This window comes from Bartonella capreoli (assembly GCF_902813205.1).
GTDB classification, from domain to species: domain Bacteria; phylum Pseudomonadota; class Alphaproteobacteria; order Rhizobiales; family Rhizobiaceae; genus Bartonella; species Bartonella schoenbuchensis.
The window spans coordinates 106,128-123,862 of the sequence record NZ_CADDZX010000002.1; the positions used below are offsets into that span (position 1 = coordinate 106,128).

Consider the following 17,735-nt stretch of genomic DNA (forward strand, 5'->3'; position numbering starts at 1 on the left):
ACAACTAATGTAAAATAATTTTTTGTTTCCAAAATTAGATCAATTGATCGCCAATCTTAATCGTATAATATCTTTCGCTTAAATGCTACCTGAGCTGATTATTTTGCTAAATTCCAGTATTATATTTCGGGCTTGCTAATAACGCCAATTGAGTTGACATAAACTTTATTTGCAATCTTTAATATAAAGAACATCTCATTGAAAACATGTAACAATCTATTCAAAAATAGCCCATTTTATGGGGATGCGGAACATATATAACACAGACTAGTCATTAGTGATTCAATAAATTATATAGTGTAATCAAAAACAACTTAGAGAACCTTGAATTTTATATAATAAAATGACTCTTCGTTAATTTTCTAAATATTTGATAGGATCAACAGGCACAGTATCCTTACGGACTTCAAAATAAACGCGTGGCGTTGTAGCATCTCCTGAAATACCAGACTTAGCAATCTCATCACCACGCCGTACTTTTTGCCCTCTACTAACAACAAGTTTATCATTATGTCCATAAATAGTAATAATATTGTCTTCATGTCGAATCATGACAACATTGCCAAGTTCTTTTAATCCATCACTTGCATAGATAACGACACCATTTTCCGCTGCCTTTACTGATGAACCTTCAGGTACAGTAATTTCTATTCCTCGACTAACTACTGTTCCTTTCTTTTGACCAAAGTGGCTTAACAAACGTCCTCGTACCGGCCAACGCATTTTAGAAATCCCTGTTGCTTGTGGAGCAACAACATCATCTGAATCAACAACTGTATCTGATAAAGCAGCTGCAGGCTTTTGCAGAGAAGAATCCTGCTTAACATTTGAGGAATCAGTCTTTGTTGCAGATGTAGTTGTTACAGAAGTTCCATACACAGATGATGAATCCTTTCTACTTTCAACAGAGGATACAACTTTAGATGGAGTTGGAGATGGAGTTTGTGATGTTACTTGAGTATTATTTGGAGCATTTGAAGATACACTTGTGCGTTCATCTGGGATAATGAGCACCTGACCAACATGGATAGAATGATTATTCATACCATTTGCTAATTTTAACGCCTCAACACTAACTCCTATTTGCCGTGCAATACTTAACAGGGTATCACCACTTTGTACAATATAAGATCCCCGCCTAGAAGTAGGAGGATTATTCACTTGTGAACGAGAAAGTGTTCCAAGATTTTGCGGTGGAGAGCCCATAATTCGCCCATCAGACGAAAACTCTCTGTGCTTATCAGAATAAAATGTGGCTTCCTGTTCTAGAGAATCATACGAACTATCGCTAACTCCTGAATTATAAGGTGACTCCATAGGTGGTAACTCACTGCTTTGTATTACTCCACCTTGTGATAACATTTGTGAATCACCAGACATTGTTGTGAGTGTAATCGACTGAGCAGGACCTTTATAAAAGCCATCATAAAAACGCTGTGTACCAGAACTACAACCCGTTATTATCGTTACTACCACCCAAAGAACTATCCCCTGAAGACTATACCGCATAATGTTACTCAAAAATTCAAATATATGGTTTATTTATTGGCCAATACCCAACTCATTCTATTAAATCTTGCTAATATTACCTAAGAGTTAAAGATTGAATATTTTACCTATAAAAATTTCACAAAAAGACCAAAATGAATTCGTTATAAATAGAGCACATAGGTTTCTTCACAATCTCTTAACCTTAAAAATCAAAGTATTTCTGCAACGTTTTCAATAAAGGGTTGATAACGCACTTGAAACATTTCTGAACGTTCAAATTGGCTACTAATTTTCGTATAACGCATAACAGTTTGTACCCCCTCATCTGGCCCAATAGCTTGAATAAGAATTCCATTCCCAGCTAAAATTTCTAAAAATTCTTCTGGTTCATCAGAGCGCGATGGCCAAATAAGAATACGATCAAACGATCCAAAACCCGTAATACCTTTACTTGCGTCAATCTGCTGTACAACAATATTGTCAAGCCCTAAAGTTTGAAATCTTTGTCGTGCCAATTCAACAAGTGTTTTATAACGATCAATCGTTATCACTCGATCACTAAGACATGCCATAAGAGCAGTACAAAAACCAGAACCTGTACCAATTTCTAAAACACGGTGTTTTTTTTTCAACGATAACGCAGCGAGAATTAAAAGCTGTTCTTCTAAACGCTCAATATATTCACCACACTCAATTGGAATAATTTTATTATCATATGCACTCTTAAGCCAAGGAACAGCTACAAAATGATGACGTGGAATTTTCTCAAACGCAGCAAAAAAGCGCAGATCATCGACCCCTTTACTGCGCATTTTCAGTACAAGGCTTGCCAATTCCTCACGAAATTGTAAATTTTTCTTCTGCTTCATAATATCATTCGATTTTTAATGTAACGATTACTCTATTTACACGTGCATTACTTTTTAAAAGCATTCAAATTTTCTGATAAACGCTATTATCATTTATCGATAATAAACGTGTATTGGTGCTTATTCACACAAGTTAAATAGTGAGACGACTTATTCCCTTCATATAAGGCTGCAAAACATCTGGGACAATAACTGATCCATCAGCCTGCTGATAATTTTCAAGAATAGCAATAAGGCAACGACCAACAGCTGTGCCAGAACCATTCAGAGTATGCACAAAGTGTAATGTTTTTTCACCTTTTGTACGATATCGAGCATTCATACGTCGCCCCTGAAAATCTCCACAGACTGAACAACTTGAAATTTCACGATAGCACCCCTGGCCTGGAAGCCAAACTTCAATATCATAGGTCTTACGGGCAGCAAACCCCATATCACCAGTAGAAAGAAGTACAGTACGAAAAGGCAACCCAAGCCGTTTCAACACATTTTCTGCACACTCTGTCATACGCTCTAATTCAATTAAGGATTGTTCCTCAGTGGTAATCGATACCATTTCTACCTTCCAAAACTGGTGCTGACGCAACATCCCACGTGTATCACGCCCAGCCGCCCCTGCTTCTGAACGAAAACAAGGTGTAAGAGAAGAAAACCGCAGAGGTAAATCTGATATATCAAGAACTTCACTATTTACTAAATTAACTAATGGCACTTCCGCTGTGGAAATAAGCCATTTGCCATCTGTAGTCTGAAAAAGATCATCAGAAAATTTTGGTAATTGTCCTGCTCCATAAACAATTTCATCACGCACAAGAAGAGGTACTGAAACCTCTGTATAATCATGTTCATCCACATGCATATCAAGCATAAATTGGCCCAATGCACGCTCAAGACGCGCCAATGCCCCTGAAAGTACTGTAAAGCGTGCACCAGACAAACGACTTGCCTGCTCAAAATCCATCTGTTGAAGATTCTGACCAAGATCAAAATGTTCCTTCGGTGTAAAATCAAATGTCGTAGGTGTACCAAAATGCCGAACGACAACGTTAGCGCTTTCATCTTTGCCTTTTGGAACATCATTTAATGGAATATTTGGTATAGCTGAAAGAGTCTTTTCAAGATTTTCAGTCAATTGCTTTTCTTCCATTGAAGCAGAAGAAAGAAAATCTTTAATTTCTTCAACCTCAGCTTTAATACGTTCAGCATTTTTCTGATCACCCGCAGCTAATGCTTGCCCTATTTCTTTTGAAGCCACGTTGCGACGTTCTTGTGCGCATTGTATTTTTGCAACGTGCGATCGACGTTCAAGATCAAGCTCTATCAACCTTTGAGCTTGTGGTTCAATCCCCCTATTTTTTAGAGCTGCGTCTAATTTTTCAGGATTTTCACGGATCCATTTAATATCGAGCATTAGAACTCCTTATTTGCATCGTTTCTATTTGATTGCTTATCATACAAAATATAAACTTCTATTAAGAGGATTTCTTTTTCCTATCCAGCAAGTAATTAAAATTGATATTTCATAAAGAATTATCGTCGGTAAAGCTACTGCAAACATAGAAAAAAATCCGACAGTGTTACCATAACCGCAATTATAAAAGAAATCAGATGATTCACTTTCATTTGGACGGCAACATATGAGATGTCAACAATCCAACTTTTTAACAGGCTAGCAATAAGAGGTAATTGAAAAATCAAACCAAAAATCCAGATAAATGGTGCATAAAGCTCAGATAATCAAAGATATGCGCTATAAACTCTATTCTTCAATGAAGTTCAAAGAGAGGCTAACCCGAAGTATTATAGGCTATAGCTCATAACTATGAGCAATAGATACCCTTAACTCTTTATCTAAATGCTTCCTATCGCAATATAAAAAACGTCTTTATCTTTTTCCAATTTATGAAATATCGTATTTACATCAAGACTGTCGTGGACATCATTCACTACATCATGAATTGAATCAAAAACTTTCGTTAATTCTTTGTAAGGAATAAGGTTTTTTGCGATCTGATAATGTCTTTTGCAAATCATTCAATTCAGTTTATTTCATTGTTTCATCAAACTGATGTCGAGATTCATTGGCCGTCGAACGTATATATGTATTAGCCTTTATGATTACCTTAAAATGTTAGGCTAATCTTTTAATTTAACTACAATAATGAAAACAAGTAAGATAATTAAAAACTCTGCCCTATTAATCCCACATCCTATACATTGTTTACATTCGACTTCCTCACTAAATGATTGATGCTAAAATTATGATTTCATATTACTTTTTAGAAACAGGCTTTTTCTTGTTTTAACAAAAGAAGAATTTCTTTTGGCATTTGACTTGCAAGTTCTACTGATAGTAATTGAAATTGTTGAGAGCAACATCAATTTTATAGCATGAATGCTCACTATATAAGTAATATTTCAAATATAATTATATCTTATTTGTATATTTCTTTTCTGAATGAAAGGTAACAAAACATCAATTGTCTCAAATTAATATTGTTACGCCATTTTCACTCTTATTCAGCAATATTTAATAAATCAAGCTAACTCAAAATTACACATTTATTTAACAAAAGCTAAGAGACTTGAAAATTCTTCTCTTAAAGCAACCTCATCTGATAAATCAGGCTTCCCAACCCTAGTATGAGTATTATAAGCACGTTCTAATGCTTTTCCTGATAAAAACGGGGTAGCATGAGCAACAACAAGCATTTCTTCCAAATTACCATTACAATGAAGAACAACATCACAACCAGCTGCAAAAATTTTATGTGTTAAATCTGAAAGATTGTTCGAACATGTACTCTCTGAAAGAGCTTTCATTGACACATCATCTGTCATTAAAAGGCCATAAAAACCAATCTTTTTACGAATAATATCCTCTACAACTTTTTTAGACAGTGTTGCAGGTACTTTATCGTCAATTGCCTCATAAACAATATGGGCAGTCATTGCAGCTGGAAAATCCACTAAATTTCTAAAAGGCATAAAATCATACTGTTCTAAAATATCAAGGGTTGCATCTACACGTGCCATCTTTAAGTGCGTATCGCATAATGCCCGACCATGTCCGGGGATATTTTCATTACTGGTAAAACACCACCATCTAAAAGCCCCCTAGCAGCTGCACGCCCCAAAGCAGTAACCGTTTCTGGTTCCTGAGCATAAGCGCGCGTTCCAATAACATCATGAGCCCCTACCACCGGCACATCTAACAGTGGAAGACAATTTGCATTAATACCAAGTTTCATCAAATCAAAAGCATGAAGCCGTGACATAATCCAAGCAGCACGAAGCCCTGCTTCCTGATCTTTTTTATAAATAGCCCCTAAAGTTGCAGCCGTTGGATAATTAGGTGCCAAAGGTGGGTGCAAGTGTTGCACCCTTCCCCCCTTCCTGATCAATGAAAATAAAAATATCATCACGTCCGCTAACTTCACATCAAGATGTAGTAAGTGCTTTGATATCATCTGCAGTGCTAATATTACGCGCAAATAAAATAAAAGCTCAAGGCTTATGCTCAGTAATAAATGCCTTTTCATCATTTGTTAGAACCGGACCTGAAATACCGGTAATCATGGCTTTCATTTCTAACATTATTATGAAACCTTAATGTTTATTTGATAATGATTCATCAATAAATTTTGAATGAATTGAAAAGATTCTTTTTCCAAATATGATTTCATAATTTTAAAAAACATTCTAACAAAATAATTCTATTTTTGTTTTACAAGCATTAATATTTTTCTATTGGAAAGCCAAACTTGGCTTGTAATTATTTATTTGTATTCATCATTAGATATTTTCTAACGTTCTAAATTTTAAAACAACTAAAAACTCCAAATATTTTTCGCTATTAAAGTTTCTATTATAGAAAATTGTAAATTACAGATGATGAAAGAAAAAAGGAGGTAATTATTATTTTTAATAACATTTCACCAATCTGACATGGTTGAAATTTAATTATAAAGTTTAAGAGAGAGTATTCCCTTAGAAAAATGATTTTGAAAATCTTATTTATTCAAACACTTATAAAATAATAGAACTATCTTTATCACCCATGATGATTCACTATCTTTTGCTATAATTTTAAGCATAGTGATAATAAAATTACTTAACCCTATAAATTAACACCTCAATTGGAATGACTGAGCTTGTACTTCTTAATTTTTCATTGGGTTGGTAAATGATCTCATTAACAATAAATCTGGTTTATATAAATAGCATTGATGTAAAGAATAATTTAATGGATAAATGCCAATACATAGCGTTGAAGTTTTCCAGATGTATCAGCTTTTTAATCAATATATTGCTTTTATAATAGAGCTCTCATTGATACATAAATTTGTTATTTTACATCAAAAAAAGATTTAAAAAGAAATAAAAGAATCTTGGTCAGTCAATTATATATATGATAAAATTTGATTATGAATTATCGGCATATTTATCATGCTGGCAATTTTGCTGATGTTTTTAAACACATTATTGTCACACGCATTGTAGAGTACCTCAAACGTAAAGAAAAAGCTTTTCGTGTTATAGATACGCATGCAGGAATTGGACTTTATAATCTCTCTTCCCTAGAAGCACATAAAACAGGAGAATGGCGTGATGGCGTGGGAAGGCTTTTGTCAACACCTATTCCGGAAGATGTGAAAACACTCTTACATCCATGGTGTAATGTTATCTATACAATGAATAAAGGAAACAAAGAGCTTATATTCTATCCTGGATCGCCTATTTTTATCCGTCAACTATTGCGTAAGCAAGACCGGCTCACTGCAATTGAATTACACAAGGAAGATTACCAAACCTTAGCAGAAAACTTTGCCGGCGATTATCAAACAAAAGTTTTGCATTTAAATGGTTGGCTCTCTTTAAATTCTCACTTACCACCAAAAGAAAAACGTGGGTTTATTCTTGTTGATCCACCTTTTGAAAAACCGGGTGAATTTTCTCGTCTCATTGATGGGGTGGTGAAAGCATATCGACGTTTTTCTGGAGGTACTTATGCTTTATGGTATCCTGTTAAATACAATAAAGAAATTGAGAATTTTCTTCACGCTCTACATAAAACGGGAATTCCAAAAATTCTCCAGCTTGAAATGCGTATTAGAAAAAAATTAACACCAACTACAATGAATGGGAGCGGTATGATTCTTATAAACCCTCCTTATCTTCTTGAAGAAGAAATGCAAAAACTTAGTCCTTTTCTTATCAACCGCCTTGGACAAGATAAGAGTGCGCAAATTACCTACAAATGGCTAGATAAAGAATAGTTATAATATGAAAGCATCTTACTTAAGAAAACACTCTTCACAATAAAGATAAATCTCATAAACTGATTAGATAGAGAACTCACTACTCACTCCACTACAGATTTTTCAACTTCTAAAGATAGCCAAAACAGAAATGAATATGACGAAATAATAGTGTAAATTTGATTTTCTTTTTTACAAAACCATTTTAAAAATCTCTGGTAATCAAATCATGATTAGATTTACTCTTTCAATCAATTTATAGGTAAGATAGGCCAGCTCATAAATTGCCTTATGGAATTAGCTTGGTGTTCTTTTGTCTAAAATGATAACTAAAAATCATAGAATTTATACTATAATGCGCTTATTTATTGGGAGATAAAATTTCAAACAAACAAACAATAATACTTGACAGAAAACAACATTTCATGTGGCAAACGCAAAATCTTGTTGGAAAAATTGAATGACCCTGAAAAACGATACATCCTGTCTTCCAAATAAAGAAAAAAAACTATCTTTTCTGTCTAACATCATATGGGACAATGCTCACCAAAGAAATGATAACCATCAACTCAAAGGAACTGCACTTATACAAGAATTTGTTAAACACCTTCCTCATAAACCAGGGGTTTATCGAATGTTTAATGAAAATGGTGACGTTCTCTATGTTGGTAAAGCACGGAATTTAAAAAAACGCGTTTCAAGCTATACTCGTGAACAAGGGCATAATAACCGTATTATCCGTATGATTAGTGCGACATATCATATGGAATTTGTTGTTACCCATACAGAGACAGAAGCATTACTTTTAGAAGCTAACCTCATCAAAAGATTACACCCACGTTTTAATGTATTACTGCGCGATGACAAAAGCTTTCCCTATATCATTATCACTGATGATCACCGAGCACCTGCACTTTACAAACATCGTGGTGCTCGAACACGAAAAGCCCATTATTTTGGTCCTTTTGCCTCTTCGGGTGCTGTTGCACAAACAATCAACGCTTTGCAACGTGCTTTTTTATTAAGAACTTGTGCTGATTCAGTTTTTAACAATCGCACACGACCTTGTTTGCTTTATCAAATTAAGCGATGTTCAGCCCCTTGTACACATGAAATCAATGATAGCGATTATATAAAACTGGTTCAAAAAGCAAAGGCTTTCCTTTCTGGAAAAAGCCAATCGGTAAAAAAAGATATGGCTCAAGCTATGCATAAAGCCTCAGAAAATCTTGATTTTGAACAAGCGATTGCTTATCGCGACCGTTTATCAGCCCTTTCTCATATACAAAGCCATCAAGGCATTAATCCTCAAACGGTAAAAGAAGCGGATGTATTTGCAATTGCACAACAAGGAGGAATGACCTGTATTCAAGTGTTTTTTTTCCGCATGGGGCAAAATTGGGGAAATCGAGCTTATTTTCCAAAAGCAGATTCATCTTTCTCTAATGCTGAGATTTTAACGAGTTTTATCACTCAATTTTATGATGATAAACCAGTTCCAAAACTCATCCTTTTATCGGAAAAAATTGAAGAAGAAGCACTTCTTACAGAAGCATTAAATCTAAAAGCAAATCACAAAATATCTCTATCCTTACCGCAAAAAGGTGAACGCAAATCTCTTGTTAATCACGCTTATACTAATGCTTATGAAGCGCTGGGACGCAAACTTGCTGAAACAGCAACACATATAAAACTCCTTCAAGGTGTTGCTGAAACATTTCAACTACCTCATACTCCACGGCGCATAGAAATCTATGACAATTCACATATCATGGGTACCAATGCGGTAGGTGCGATGGTTGTTTTCGATCAAACAGGATTTATCAAAAATCAATATCGCAAATTCAACATTCGTTCGACTGATATTACACCTGGTGATGATTTTGGCATGATGAAAGAAGTTATTGAACGAAGATTTTCACGCCTTATTAAAGAATATGGCTTGCCCAATAGAAACAAAGATACAAAAAATGATAGTGATAATTCTTTTCCAACTTGGCCTGATCTTATCTTAATCGATGGTGGTGAAGGACAAATAAATGTCGTTCGTACATTATTATCTCAATTGGGGCTAGATGATTTTGTCACAGCAATCGGTATAGCAAAAGGTGCTAACCGTAACGCCGGTCGTGAACGATTTTTTATAAAAGGAAAACCACCCTTCACACTGCCCTCACACGATCCTATTCTTTATTTTTTGCAACGTTTACGTGATGAAGCACACCGTTTTGCGATCGAAACCCATAGAACAAAACGAAAAAAAGAAACATTCAAAAATTTACTTGATGAAATCGAAAATATAGGCCCCACAAGAAAATACGCTTTGCTTAACCATTTTGGAAGTACCAAAGCCATTGCCAACGCCTCTGTAGAAGATTTAAACAAAGTGGCAGGTATTTCCACCGCAATGGCACAAAAAATTCACAACCATTTTAATGAAAAATAAGGACTTGCTTCATATTCATTGCCTTGTTACGTTTATAAAATATGCTGTACTTCACAAAGGATTGAAAACGGCTCGATGGAAAATCATACTTTTTCTTTTCCAAATATTCTGACTTATGTACGAATTGTCGCGGTTCCATTAGTTGTTGCGTGTTTTTTTGTAGAAGGACGGCTACAATCAAGTGATATTGGGCGTTGGATTGCTGTTTTTATTTTTGTGATTGCATCTATTACAGATTTTTTGGATGGTTATCTTGCCCGTATTTGGAAACAAACATCCAATATCGGCCGTATGTTAGATCCAATTGCAGATAAACTGCTTGTCTCATCATGTTTGCTCTTACTTGCTGCAGATAGCACTATTGCTGGGTGGACACTTTGGGCAGCCATTATCATTCTTTGTAGGGAAATTCTTGTATCAGGATTACGTGAATATTTGGTTGAATTAAAAGTTAGTGTTCCTGTCTCTCGTCTTGCAAAATGGAAAACTTCTGTACAAATGGTAGCCATTGTCTTTCTCTTAGCGGGCCCAGCCGGTAATAAAATTTTCCCTTATACAATGGAATTTGGCATAATTATGCTATGGATTGCAGCTCTTCTCACATTGTGGACAGGATGGGACTATTTTCGTGCAGGCTTAAAACACGTTATTACATAAAAGATAAATGATAAAATTGTGGCTTAATTAGCGGTTAGAAAAATATCCGGCACTATGTACTGAAATGTAATGTTTTAATATCAATGGTAAAATCGGAAAATATGCAAATAATAAAATAAAGCCATTGATTACAATTATGCATTTTTGAGCTTTTGTCATGATAAAATACTCCATTGCATATATTTGAAATGGAGTATTATCTCAAAACAATCAAAAAATTTATATGATATTTATGTTATGAACTTTTGAATAAAGATTTATAACTTAGCAGGAAAAAAAATCCTGAATACTATTTCAGGATTTTCCACTTTTCGCACATGCTTTCATTAACCAACGATTTCAATATCGGAAAACCAATAAGCTATTTCTGTTTTTGCAGATTCAGCACTATCTGAACCATGAACAGAATTTTCACCAATCGACAAGGCATATGCTTTACGAATTGTCCCTTCCTGTGCATCAGCAGGATTCGTAGCCCCCATAATTTCACGGTTTTTCGCGATTGCATCTTCACCTTCCAAAACCTGAACAACAGTTGGACCAGAAGACATAAATTGTACTAACTCTCCAAAAAAAGGACGTTCTTTATGAACCGCATAAAACCCTTCAGCTTCATGTTGACTCATCCACACACGCTTAGATGCAATAACACGTAAACCTGCATCCTCAAGCATTTTAATAATTGCTCCTGTCAAATTACGACGCGTTGCATCGGGTTTAATCATCGAAAAAGTACGTTCTACAGCCATTTGATTACCTTTAATTTCATAAAAAATTATCTTGTTATTCTATAAGGAGCCTTTTGCCAAGTAATCGTTAGTGAATTTATATCAATTTTAAAATTGCATATTCTTATAAAGCTTCCCCCTATATAAAATAGAAATGCTATCGGTCAATGACTTCAACACCTACAAAACCATCTTCTATTTTCTACAGATCAAATCTAATCGTGTTGATTAAAAATCCATACAAAATGGAAGATTCTCATTTCATTGAATATCTAATGATATTGTAATACGGATGACTAGATATTTTTGATTGGCCATTACTCCAACATCGCTTTTCCATCCCATTGGCTCAAAAATTGGATCTACCACCATAGTAATTGGAAATTAAGCTTTCTCACGCTATCACAGGCGACCTCCCACCACAAAATGGTAATATCATCATGTCTCAAAATAGTGAATTGAGAAAGTTATCTAAGAAGTATAAACAACTAAACAATCTTTCTTGAAATTATTCTAACCACGACAAAAAATATGCTAATCTTTTCTTTAAAATAAAAATAGACGTAAGAATTAAAGCTACTACTCTACTTTCTTTCTATTCTTTTTTATTAAAAGAGATACTTCTTTACATCCTCAATTGTCTTGATCAATTAATTAGGTCAAATCACTCATATGTTTCAAAAACAGGCAAACTAAAGACTCCTTTTTCATTCCATGAGATTTTATTTGACTTAAGAATACATCGTTTGTTCTAAAATATGCCCTTAAGATCAAGGATTAAATAGGAGGACAAAATACAAAAACACAACACACAATAATACATTAAGGCTTATTATGACAAAGCACACTTTTTCAAAAATAGGTCTCATATTGAAGTATTTATTTGCAATAAACAAATACATATCTAAAATTGATCAGAGAACAAATAATCGCATACTTAAAAACTATAGCGTATACCCAAAATCCCTTGAAGTGACTGCGTCATTTTATAACCTTTAAGATATTGAGCTTCTGTATAAAATGTTAAGTTTTTGCTGACAAAACTATTCAAACCTATTGCCAATTTACCTGCATTGTCAGACAAGTCAGTGATAAATTTATGCCGTTTATTAATCATTGTATGATTATTATCTATATACTCACGTAACCAAGCAGCCGTTACATAACCTATTAATGAAGCATTTGTATTAAAGTTAAATGCACGCCTAATAGATAAACCAATTTCACTACGTAATGAAGTAGAGGAGCTTATATCACCTATCATACCATTGGAAAGCTGTATTTCTTTATCTTTAACCTGTAACCATGTAAATTGGCTATAAGGTCGCACCCAAGTGCTTTGCCCTGTTTGAAAACGATAACCTCCTTCCAAGGATGTACCTATCGCCCATTGGTTATAGTCTCCTTGGATAGCTAAGCCACTTGTAGAAACTGCTTTAAGATGATTTTGGTAACGATTATATTTCAAAATACTATCCAAATACCAACCATATTCATTTAAATAGGTCGCATAAGTTCCAAAGCTATAAGTATTTATACCACTGACACCACGACGAGCATGGTTAATACGTGCTTGATCATAACTGCCAAAACCACCAATATAGAGATTTCCATATAGTAACTGTGCTACCCAATCAGTACCCAATATTATCCCTGTTTGATCCAACTTAAAGTGTGTATGACCTGTAGAAATTCGTTCTTTATTCTTGATCGTATATGTCCAGAAAGCTGCATTCTTCCTATTTCTCTCTAAAATACCCCTTCCAGCACGCAAACTTTGTAACTCATTGTTAAAAACAAGTTCAGGAGCAACCGCTAGAGATAGTATCGCATCAGTTGAAGGAGTGGTTAAAAAATCAGAAGCTTGTGGTTCCTCTAAATCAAGCTCCGAAGAGTTTAGTTGATGCTGACTCAAATGCCGAGGAGAACGTTTCTGAGATTTAAGATCAGCAGCCTGATCTTCTGCAGATGAAGCAGTTGATACATCAGAAATCTGCGGGCTTTCTGAACTGAGTACTGGAGTATCAGACTCATGTATGCTCAGATGCCGACGAGTACGCTTTTTAGGTTTAGACTCAGTAGTCTGATCATCCATAGATGGAGCAGTTGATGGATTAGAAATCTGCAAACTTTCTGAGTTAAGCACTGAAATATCAGACTCATGCTGACTCAGATGTCGAGGAAGACGTCTTCCAGATCTAGACTCAGTAGCCTGATCTTCCATAAATGGAACAGTTGATATATTAGCAACCTGCGGATTTTCTGAGCTAAGCACCGAAGTATCAAACCCATGTTGCTTCAAATGTCGACGGGGTCGACTTTGATGTGTTGATTTAGTAAAACCTGCGCTTAAATACCAAACTTTCCCGCTTTTCTTGCTTTCTTTAGAATACAAACTATACATATAAGTTCCACCATCAAAAGCATTGGTATTCTGACCAGATCGATCCACCAAAGTAAACTTAGCTTTTCCACTTCTATCGGTAATTAAATTGAGCTCGGTCATTAAATCATACGTTCGCGAAAGAGATTGCATGATTTCAGCACCTGAATCGGCAACACTTATTTTGTGACTACCTGCACCATTATCAATTAAGAGGTAATCACTACGATCTTCCATGTTACTCAAATTAAACCGGAAATGTAAACTTCCTGAAAGATTTCCAACATAAAGATGTAAATGGTGAGGATTATACCCAACAGAAGCAACACTAACAGTTCCATTCCCAGTTAAATCGTCAATGTTAATCCGAGAGTTGTTTTTATCATTCCACGTACCAACAGAAAACAATGATATACTTGGTTGTCCATTTACAATAATATTTTCCTTCGTAAGATGACTTGTAGGATCACCAGCATAAAGATAAAGATGTCCATTATCATTAACCTTTATGTTCCCTTTTAATATGGCACCAGTGTATATCCATGAACTAGCAAAATCATTAACCGTCAGATTTTCTACAAATCCACCCCAATATACTACTTGAGTAGCATGTTCTTTTAAAGTAACATCTTTGGCATTACCTCCTGCCAAAACACGCTGCCTACCATTTTCAGAGACTTCAGTACCTGATGCAATGCCACCTTTTTTTGTTCGTACTTTATAAATATTTTGCTCTCCATCTTTCATAACTTTCGTATTCCAAACTTCCCCACCATCATACACATTCTGTTGACCCCAAATTCTATTTTCACCAGAAACTACAGCCTCATAAATTCTGCTATTATTAGACGTACCTGTAGAATTATCCTGATTAAAAACAAACTGCGAGCCACCCTTAACTTTAGTTCCAATTGCAGTTCCTTGGTATGTAACGATTTGTTTTCCACCTATGTTAACAGTAGCATTATTTGAAGTTCCACTATTCTGAACAATTTCAATGCCCCCTTTCCCAATCTTAGCATTCTGACTGACTCCAAAAGAAATAGTATGTGTAGAATCGATTAGTGTTTTCCCGTAAGAGAAATTTTTTAACAGAATACTTCTCAGAAATTGGTCATTTAAACCGTCAAAACTTCCTTCACGTGCACTTATATTTTGTATGAGAAGACTACTCATTAATAATATCGAAACATTTAGTCTGTATTTGTGCTGCACAATCTACACTCCATTACCAATAATTAAATAAACACCCCTCCTTCTTAACAGACTGCTCCTGTTTATATCATAATGTGTTTTATTTATGTCGTAATGTGTTTTATATGCAGCGATAATAAATTTTAATCAGAAATTGCTAAAGCACTTTTCAGCGAATTTCTTCAGGCTTATAGAAGCAAATTTGTGTAGAAAAAATGAAAACAATATTCTTCATTTAAAAATACAAAATGAAACAATTGAGAGATTAAACCGTTTATGCAGAATGATATATCTCTATCCCCCTGCTGCTTTTAAAAAAAGATTTCTTATTACATTTAATCTAACGCTAAATTTAATAAATAGCATGATTAGTAGTAACAATACATATTCCCTCACTCTTATCACGCTCTATTATTATTCTTATACAATTAAATCGTAACAATACTGACTCGACACTAATATGAAATTTTTATAACTATTAAAATCTTATCTTAATATTTTAATTATCTATATTAAAAGGAATATCCTATTCATGTCTATAAGCGTAGAAAGACAGCGCGTAAATCAAACAAATTCACCTATTCGAATTTTGTTAGCAAGCCTTGTTGGCACAACAATTGAATATTTCGACTTTTACATTTTTGCAACTGCTGCAGCTCTTGTATTTCCTTATTTATTTTTTCCACCGCAAAACAATCAACTGGCTATTCTACAATCTTTCCTTGTTTTTGGTGTCGCTTTTTTTGCCCGTCCTCTCGGATCTATTATTTTTGGACATTTTGGTGATAAAATCGGACGGAAAGCAACACTTGTCGCTGCTCTTCTCACAATGGGTATTTCAACAGTTATCATTGGCATTCTTCCTACTTATGAAACAGTCGGTTGGTGGGCGCCTTTTCTTTTAACTATGTGCCGTCTTGGTCAAGGAATTGGATTAGGAGGAGAATGGGGTGGAGCTGTTCTACTTGCAACAGAAAATGCTCCACCAGAAAAACGTGGTTGGTATGCAATGTTTCCCCAATTAGGATCTCCAGCCGGTTTACTTCTATCTATTACAGTTTATTTTGGGCTGTGGAACATACTTGACTCTAACCAACTTTTCACGTGGGGATGGCGTATTCCATTCATTGCTTCAGCTTTTCTCATCATCTTAGGATTATGGGTGCGTACTTCAATTGGTGAAACACTTGAATTTAAAAAAGCGCTTGATTATGAAGAGCGTGTCAAAGTACCTATTATCAATGTGTTCTTCAAACATCCACGGATTGTGCTTCTTGGTACATTTGCCAGCATGACAGCATTTGTCTTATTTTATTTGGTCACTGCCTATTTATTAAGTTATTCAAAAAATCATCTGCAATTACCATTTAATCAAACACTGCAAATAGAGATGATTGGAGCTATTGTTTTTGGCCTTTCTATTGCCCTCACTGGAAAATTCTCTGATCGTATTAAGCGCAGAACTTTGATGATTTGGGTGACAATAAGTACTGGTATTTACTCTTTTGCAATTCCCTACTTCCTACATTCTGGAATTATAGGCGTTCTTGCAATGTCTATCATTGGCTTAGTGCTTCTAGGGATTACATATAGCCCGTTGGGTACCATTCTTGCATCACCATTCCCAACAGCCATTCGGTACACTGGTGTATCCTTAACCTTCAACTTAGCTGGCATTGTTGGCGGATCTTTTGCACCTTATATTGCAGAATCTTTGGTGCAGTATTTTGATGTGACTTACGTTGGCTATTATCTTTTCTTTTCTGCTTTTATTTCACTTATTTGCTTTATTTGCTTTACAGATAAAGAGATATCTTACTAAAATACAATGAAGTATAATAAAATTAACGCTGGCGGTAGAAATGCCGCCAATTTTATTTTTAAAGACATTGGTCGAGGCACACTCCACCATAATATCCCAGCAAACAATACACAAAGAAAAAAGAATAAAATATCTGCAATATAATTAATATGAATGATAGAAAATATTTGTGATAGAATATGCGTTGTACCCAACCATGAAACACAAAAAAAAGCCAGCATTACTGACCATAAAGCAAGTAAAATCCGATCAACCACCGCTATTATTCCATTTGAATATTGTGATTACAGGCAATATTTTTATCGCTCCCCAAAAGAAAAATAACAATAAAACTAATGATTTTCCTTCTAATTTTTTCATAATAAAGAGTTCTTTATTAATTATCCCAACAATACCAATAAATTAGAATAATAAATGCTATGCATATCAAATTTGTTTCTCCCAACCGCGACTTTCAGTCTGCTTCCAGTAAGTTAAATTATGGTTTTCTGTTCCATATTCCTTCCACTGTGCACGAGCAAGATTCAATTGTTCGTCATTACGGCCATCAAATATCACTACAAGCCGTTGATAAATATTAATATCCGGACAAACTGCTCCCTCTACAAGAAAGCGTATTTTTGAATCATTCGGGTTCTCATGACCCGTAGTGAGAAATACAGGCTGAAAATTTGGATATTTATCGCATTCAGTTCCATGTCCAATAAATGATCCCTCAGCGTAAACCCATAAACGAGTATCTATGGCATCGCGCTGTTCTTCACTTATACATTGTATTGTTACTCTATCAAAACGTGCAACTGCACGTTCTATCAATATTGGTAAAATATCTTCTAGTGTTGATTGTGTTAAATGATAGAATAGAATATCCACTTCTTAATCCT

The 17,735-nt window shown here is 34.8% G+C and carries 12 protein-coding genes and 2 pseudogenes; 4 read left to right on the forward strand and 10 right to left on the reverse strand.

Features of this window, described 5'->3' with window-relative positions:
- Positions 1–354 precede the first annotated feature (354 nt).
- The 6 genes and pseudogenes from J7R05_RS02470 to J7R05_RS02490 all read right to left on the reverse strand — a co-directional run bounded on the left by J7R05_RS02470 (position 355) and on the right by J7R05_RS02490 (position 5,957).
- Positions 355–1,509, reverse strand: coding sequence for a M23 family metallopeptidase (locus J7R05_RS02470; RefSeq protein ID WP_208541058.1), 1,155 nt, complete (start codon positions 1,507–1,509; stop codon positions 355–357).
- Positions 1,510–1,700: 191 nt separating this feature from the next.
- The gene (locus tag J7R05_RS02475) at positions 1,701–2,360 is read right to left on the reverse strand and encodes a protein-L-isoaspartate(D-aspartate) O-methyltransferase (RefSeq protein WP_208541059.1); all 660 of its coding nucleotides are present in this window, start codon (positions 2,358–2,360) and stop codon (positions 1,701–1,703) included.
- 133 nt (positions 2,361–2,493) lie between these two features.
- A complete protein-coding gene (gene serS / locus J7R05_RS02480; RefSeq protein ID WP_208541060.1) occupies positions 2,494–3,771 on the reverse strand; it encodes a serine--tRNA ligase in 1,278 nt (425 codons plus the stop codon).
- 39 nt (positions 3,772–3,810) lie between these two features.
- Positions 3,811–4,126 (reverse strand): annotated as a pseudogene (locus J7R05_RS09610) (twin-arginine translocase subunit TatC); the annotation flags it as partial.
- Positions 4,127–4,211: 85 nt separating this feature from the next.
- Entirely contained in the window at positions 4,212–4,394 is a 183-nt protein-coding gene (locus tag J7R05_RS09185; protein ID WP_246468202.1) for a hypothetical protein, read from the reverse strand.
- A gap of 528 nt (positions 4,395–4,922) precedes the next feature.
- A pseudogene (locus tag J7R05_RS02490) lies at positions 4,923–5,957 on the reverse strand (glycoside hydrolase family 3 N-terminal domain-containing protein).
- A gap of 830 nt (positions 5,958–6,787) precedes the next feature.
- Between J7R05_RS02490 and J7R05_RS02495 the strand changes: the two are divergent.
- The 3 genes from J7R05_RS02495 to pgsA all read left to right on the forward strand — a co-directional run bounded on the left by J7R05_RS02495 (position 6,788) and on the right by pgsA (position 10,724).
- Entirely contained in the window at positions 6,788–7,639 is an 852-nt protein-coding gene (locus J7R05_RS02495) for a 23S rRNA (adenine(2030)-N(6))-methyltransferase RlmJ (RefSeq protein ID WP_208541061.1), read from the forward strand.
- A gap of 442 nt (positions 7,640–8,081) precedes the next feature.
- Entirely contained in the window at positions 8,082–10,067 is a 1,986-nt protein-coding gene (gene uvrC, locus J7R05_RS02500; RefSeq protein WP_208541062.1) for an excinuclease ABC subunit UvrC, read from the forward strand.
- Between the two features lie 75 nt (positions 10,068–10,142).
- Positions 10,143–10,724 carry a CDP-diacylglycerol--glycerol-3-phosphate 3-phosphatidyltransferase gene (gene pgsA, locus J7R05_RS02505; RefSeq protein ID WP_208541063.1) on the forward strand — a complete coding sequence of 194 codons (582 nt, stop codon included), beginning with the start codon at positions 10,143–10,145 and terminating at the stop codon, positions 10,722–10,724.
- A 326-nt stretch (positions 10,725–11,050) separates the two neighbouring features.
- Here the strand turns inward: pgsA and ndk are convergent, their stop codons facing one another.
- Together ndk and bafA are read right to left on the reverse strand one after the other, a co-directional pair.
- Positions 11,051–11,473 carry a nucleoside-diphosphate kinase gene (ndk, locus tag J7R05_RS02510; RefSeq protein ID WP_208541064.1) on the reverse strand — a complete coding sequence of 141 codons (423 nt, stop codon included), beginning with the start codon at positions 11,471–11,473 and terminating at the stop codon, positions 11,051–11,053.
- Between the two features lie 916 nt (positions 11,474–12,389).
- Complete coding sequence (gene bafA / locus J7R05_RS02515) at positions 12,390–15,050, reverse strand: BafA family autotransporter (RefSeq protein ID WP_208541065.1); 2,661 nt, start codon at positions 15,048–15,050, stop codon at positions 12,390–12,392.
- A 511-nt stretch (positions 15,051–15,561) separates the two neighbouring features.
- On the opposite strand from bafA, the gene J7R05_RS02520 reads away from it, so the two are divergent.
- Positions 15,562–16,851: an MFS transporter gene (locus J7R05_RS02520; RefSeq protein WP_208541066.1), complete on the forward strand. Its 1,290-nt coding sequence runs from the start codon at positions 15,562–15,564 to the stop codon at positions 16,849–16,851.
- Here J7R05_RS02520 and J7R05_RS09190 read toward each other — a convergent pair.
- Both J7R05_RS09190 and J7R05_RS02525 read right to left on the reverse strand, forming a co-directional pair.
- A complete protein-coding gene (locus J7R05_RS09190; RefSeq protein ID WP_246468206.1) occupies positions 16,848–17,072 on the reverse strand; it encodes a hypothetical protein in 225 nt (74 codons plus the stop codon). The genes J7R05_RS02520 and J7R05_RS09190 overlap by 4 nt on opposite strands.
- Positions 17,073–17,277: 205 nt before the next feature.
- Positions 17,278–17,724 carry a DNA polymerase III subunit chi gene (locus J7R05_RS02525; RefSeq protein ID WP_208541067.1) on the reverse strand — a complete coding sequence of 149 codons (447 nt, stop codon included), beginning with the start codon at positions 17,722–17,724 and terminating at the stop codon, positions 17,278–17,280.
- Between the last annotated feature and the right edge of the window lie 11 nt (positions 17,725–17,735).

Coding starts and splice junctions, on each gene's coding strand:
- J7R05_RS02470 (WP_208541058.1), bottom strand. CDS start 1,509: ATGCGGTATAGTCTTCAGGGGATAGTTCTTTGGGTGGTAGTAACGATA.
- J7R05_RS02475 (WP_208541059.1), bottom strand. CDS start 2,360: ATGAAGCAGAAGAAAAATTTACAATTTCGTGAGGAATTGGCAAGCCTT.
- serS (WP_208541060.1), bottom strand. CDS start 3,771: ATGCTCGATATTAAATGGATCCGTGAAAATCCTGAAAAATTAGACGCA.
- J7R05_RS09185 (WP_246468202.1), bottom strand. CDS start 4,394: ATGATTTGCAAAAGACATTATCAGATCGCAAAAAACCTTATTCCTTAC.
- J7R05_RS02495 (WP_208541061.1), top strand. CDS start 6,788: ATGAATTATCGGCATATTTATCATGCTGGCAATTTTGCTGATGTTTTT.
- uvrC (WP_208541062.1), top strand. CDS start 8,082: ATGACCCTGAAAAACGATACATCCTGTCTTCCAAATAAAGAAAAAAAA.
- pgsA (WP_208541063.1), top strand. CDS start 10,143: ATGGAAAATCATACTTTTTCTTTTCCAAATATTCTGACTTATGTACGA.
- ndk (WP_208541064.1), bottom strand. CDS start 11,473: ATGGCTGTAGAACGTACTTTTTCGATGATTAAACCCGATGCAACGCGT.
- J7R05_RS02520 (WP_208541066.1), top strand. CDS start 15,562: ATGTCTATAAGCGTAGAAAGACAGCGCGTAAATCAAACAAATTCACCT.
- J7R05_RS09190 (WP_246468206.1), bottom strand. CDS start 17,072: ATGCTGGCTTTTTTTTGTGTTTCATGGTTGGGTACAACGCATATTCTA.